Genomic DNA, 4101 nt, shown 5'->3' with positions numbered 1-4101 from the left:
AGATCCCCGTGAACTACCGGGGCTAGTCCAACATTTCGGAAGGCATCCCATTGAGCACGGGTAACAGCCCTCACCCTTAGGTCCGTCGAGGGAGTTTTACGATGAACGACTGATCTGCTGGCTATCCGGATCCATGGCAGTTCATCTCGCTGACCAGTTTCGTATAGTTAGTTAAAAAAGGCGCGTACGAATACTAATTGACGGTCGAGAGTCCGCGTCGATATTCCTCTGCTGAGCCGGTCGTCGCAGAAGGCGGCTATTTCGCTCTCTACAGTCTCTAGAATTGTTACGCCACGATCATCTAGAAATTTGGCAAATGTCACGGCATCTCGCGAATAAGATCGAACTGTATTGCGGCTTAAGTTCTGAGAATACAAGCGTAGGAAAGTGCACCAGGGCTCCATCGGTCGCATCTGGTCATCTACGAGTATCGGTGTCCCATCCTTGATCCGTCGTCGTGGAGTCAGTTCTGGATCGAGAGACATCGGTCCGTCACCGATTGCCGCCCATTTGGCAAAGTACAACTCCACGCTCAACTTCCACCCCTACGGCTCTGGGGCTAGCAGCCCAGTCCCGCTGGCACTGTAGCCGTCTGATGAGACACTGCCACGAAGAGCGCATAACGCCCGGGTGGTGGCCCGGGGTGGCGGTGATCGTCAGCACGAACGGGGCCTTCTCGTGCGGCCCGTCCATTCGGGTCAGACGACGCATGTAGCTGGTGCGCTTGCTGGCGTGCCGGAACTGGTGGGCCTCGTCGATCACCGCCACATCGACCTTGAGGCGAGGGCGCCCGTTCCGGGCCATGAGCTTGCCCAGGCTGTCCGAGGACATGATGATCCAGCGCAGGTCGTCGTCACACTGGTTGTCGTCACCCAGTGCTGCGATGGTGCGCCGCCACGACGGGATGGTGATGCGGGCTGGCCGATCCACCGTCACCAGGATCGTGCGGGCGCCGCGCAACTTCGCGATGCCCTTCGCCGCGGCCACCGCAACCAGGGTCTTGCCGGTGCCCACATCGTTGGCCAGATGAACTTGTCGGAACTGGCGCTGGGCGGCAGCGACGATCGCGTCCACGTCCGCGTGTTGCTCTGGGCGCAGCGTCATCGGTGCAGCGGTCGCGCCCGGGCCCTCGCTGCCGTTGAGCTCGTCCTCCAGCCACCGCAGGTAGGAGCAGGGCTTGCTGGCGTAGGGCTCCAGTGGGCTCGGCAGGGCGGTACCGACGTAGGCGTGCGCGGTGAGCGACTTGTAGTAGGTCACCCCGGCCGGCGTCCCGCCGCCCAGTCCTCCCCACGGGAGCTCCAGCAGCCACACCCGCTGGCCGGGAGGGATAGACGGAACCGCCGGCGCCGCGGCGGGCCGCTTCTTGGCTGACGTCGCCCGCCTGGGGCTCGACTTGCGCCTGGCCGTGGCCTTGCGTGAGGACCGGGTCGCCATCAGAGTGCTGCCGCGTCTCGGGCGGTGACGAGGGCGGGTGAGTCCACAGCGTTCTCCTGGGTGGTCCTGGCGGCGTCGGGCTCACTGTAGGGGCCGGGTCCGTCATCGCCGGGGTGGCCCGGTGCCGGGACGCCGTGGGGGAGGGTAGGTGGCCGGGGGCGGGGGCGAGTCCGCCGGTCGGGGACAGAGCTCCAGTTCGACGACGACGCTGACCCGCCGAGGCCAGAATTCCTGCCACGGATCAGTTCACAGTGACGGCAGGACCTCGCTTGGGGCGCCGAGTTGGCATATTCTGCCAACAGGGGTGATGAGTATGCCAACACGGAATGTTGTTCTCGGCCAGCAGCAACACGAGTTAGTTGATCAGCTGGTGGCATCCGGGCGCTACCAGAACGCCAGCGAGGTATTGCGCGAAGGGCTTCGGCTGTTGGAGCGACGCGATGCTGAGGATGCGGCCAGGCTCGCCGCGCTGCGTGCAGCTGCCGATCAGGGGTGGGCTGACGTGGCGGCGGGTCGCTATGTGGATGTCGATGAGGCGGGCCTTGACGACCTCATCGCAGACATCGGTGCACTGGCTGTGGCCGACGGTCAAACACCTGGCTGATGGCGACGTTTCGTCTCTCAGAGAGCGCACGTGAAGACATTGCGTCGATTCTGTGGTGGTCGTATGAGCAGTTCGGCGACCAGGCCCAGAAGCGGTATGAAGCACTGATCGTTGCGGCACTCAGGGATGCGGCCTCCGCCTCTGACAATCCCGGTCTGGTCGAGCGTCCGGAGCTCGGGGAGGGGGTCGTGTCGTGGCACCTGTCGAATAGTCGCCGTCGATCAAGCGGTGGGAGTGTCAGCCGGCCCCGGCACTTTCTCGTCTGCCGATTCGACGGTGAAGTTCTCGTGGTCGGCAGGGTTCTCCACGACGCGATGGACGTGGGCCAGCACGTCGATCCTGCTCGCGTGTGGAGCTGAGCGGGGGCGGCCGGGGAGCAGTGCGCGCCCGGAATGGACCAGCCTCGGCGCGCACCCGGGCTGGCGGCGTACAGACGGAGCGCATACCTGGGAGGGGGAGGGAGCCCGCCCCCGGCGCAGCCTCGGCCCGCCCTGTAGACCGACGTGGAACAATGGTCTCCGGTACTGCAACCACCCAGCGCGGTGCCGGCCCAGAGACGAACCACGAACTTCCCCAAGGAGCACAGATGGCGCTTATCGAGCAGGTCGGAGCCCGGGAGATCCTCGATTCGCGAGGCAACCCCACCGTTGAGGTAGAGGTGCTTCTGGACGACGGCTCGTTCGGACGGGCCGCGGTGCCCTCGGGTGCCTCGACCGGTGCCCACGAGGCCGTGGAGCTCCGCGACTCCGACGACCGCTACCTGGGCAAGGGCGTCACCAAGGCCGTCGAGGCCGTGCTGGACGTGCTCGCCCCGGCCGTGATCGGCATCCCCGCCGAGGAGCAGCGCCTGGTCGACGAGGCCCTCCTCGACGCCGACGGCACGGACAACAAGTCCCACGTCGGCGCCAACGCCATCCTGGGAGTCTCGCTCGCCGTGGCCCGCGCCGCCTCCGAGGCCGCCGGCCTGGAGCTGTACCGCTTCATCGGCGGCGCCAATGCGCACGTCCTGCCCGTGCCCATGATGAACATCCTCAACGGCGGCGCCCACGCGGACTCGGGCGTGGACGTGCAGGAGTTCATGATCGCCCCCATCGGCGCGCCCACGTTCCGTGAGGCCCTGCGCATGGGCGCTGAGGTGTACCACCACCTCAAGGCCGTGCTCAAGGACAAGGGCCTGTCGACCGGCCTGGGCGACGAGGGCGGCTTCGCCCCGTCGGTGGACTCCACCAAGGCCGCGCTCGACGTGATCGTGGAGGCCATCGAGAAGGCCGGGTACACCCTCGGTACCGACGTGGCGCTCGCGCTGGACGTCGCAGCCACCGAGTTCTACAAGGACGGCAAGTACCACTTCGAGGGTAAGCAGCTCTCCGCCGCCGAGATGGCCGACGTCTACGCCGACCTGGTGGCCAACTATTCCCTGGTCTCCATCGAGGACCCGCTCGACGAGGACGACTGGGAGGGCTGGACCACCCTCACCGAGATGATCGGCGACAAGGTCCAGATCGTGGGCGACGACCTCTTTGTCACCAACCCCCAGCGCCTGGCCGACGGCATCGCCAAGGGCGCGGCCAACGCGCTGCTGGTCAAGGTCAACCAGATCGGCACCCTCACCGAGACCCTGGACGCCGTCGAACTGGCGCATCGCAACCGCTACGCCTCGATGATGTCGCACCGCTCGGGCGAGACCGAGGACACGACCATCGCCGACCTCGCGGTGGCCTGCAACTGTGGCCAGATCAAGACCGGCGCCCCGGCCCGCTCGGAGCGCGTGGCCAAGTACAACCAGCTGCTGCGCATCGAGGAGATGCTCGGGGACGCCGCCCGGTACGCCGGCGCCGGCGCCTTCCCGCGCTTCAACGCCTGAGCCAGGCCATCGGGTCGCGCGGGCAGACTAAGCACAGTCAGAGCAGGCCCAGTAAGTAGGTCGTCGAGAGGAGGGCTCATGGCTCGCCCACCGCGCCCTTCTGATCGCCGGGGCTCGCCGGATCGTCGGGGCGACGGCCGCGATCGGTCGTCGTCCCGGCGCCCCGGGGAGGCGTCGGGCCCCATCCGCCGGGCCCCGC

5 protein-coding genes are annotated in these 4101 nt (G+C 66.7%); 3 read left to right on the top strand and 2 right to left on the bottom strand.

The genetic code is table 11. The features are described 5' to 3' along the window. Nucleotides 1–167: 167 nt before the first annotated feature. On the bottom strand, nucleotides 168–404 hold the full coding sequence (locus G6017_RS17395; protein ID WP_481788155.1) for a site-specific integrase: 237 nt from the start codon (nucleotides 402–404) through the stop codon (nucleotides 168–170). Nucleotides 405–492: 88 nt separating this feature from the next. Beyond that, the gene (locus tag G6017_RS16690; protein WP_347237941.1) at nucleotides 493–1257 is read right to left on the bottom strand and encodes a DEAD/DEAH box helicase family protein; all 765 of its coding nucleotides are present in this window, start codon (nucleotides 1255–1257) and stop codon (nucleotides 493–495) included. Nucleotides 1258–1741: 484 nt separating this feature from the next. On the opposite strand from G6017_RS16690, the gene G6017_RS04130 reads away from it, so the two are divergent. The 3 genes from G6017_RS04130 to eno all read left to right on the top strand — a co-directional run bounded on the left by G6017_RS04130 (nucleotide 1742) and on the right by eno (nucleotide 3902). Continuing rightward, the gene (locus G6017_RS04130) at nucleotides 1742–2038 is read left to right on the top strand and encodes a type II toxin-antitoxin system ParD family antitoxin (protein ID WP_206682189.1); all 297 of its coding nucleotides are present in this window, start codon (nucleotides 1742–1744) and stop codon (nucleotides 2036–2038) included. Next, the gene (locus tag G6017_RS04125) at nucleotides 2038–2397 is read left to right on the top strand and encodes a type II toxin-antitoxin system RelE/ParE family toxin (protein WP_182609404.1); all 360 of its coding nucleotides are present in this window, start codon (nucleotides 2038–2040) and stop codon (nucleotides 2395–2397) included. The genes G6017_RS04130 and G6017_RS04125 overlap by 1 nt, the downstream gene beginning before the upstream one ends. 227 nt (nucleotides 2398–2624) lie before the next feature. Beyond that, a complete protein-coding gene (gene eno / locus G6017_RS04120; protein WP_182616059.1) occupies nucleotides 2625–3902 on the top strand; it encodes a phosphopyruvate hydratase in 1278 nt (425 codons plus the stop codon). Nucleotides 3903–4101: the final 199 nt, after the last annotated feature.

It is taken from the genome of Dietzia sp. B44 (assembly GCF_014145245.1).
Classification (GTDB): domain Bacteria; phylum Actinomycetota; class Actinomycetes; order Mycobacteriales; family Mycobacteriaceae; genus Dietzia; species Dietzia natronolimnaea.
Note: the sequence above shows the minus strand (reverse complement) of the source record. Positions and strands in the feature narration are given on the sequence as shown.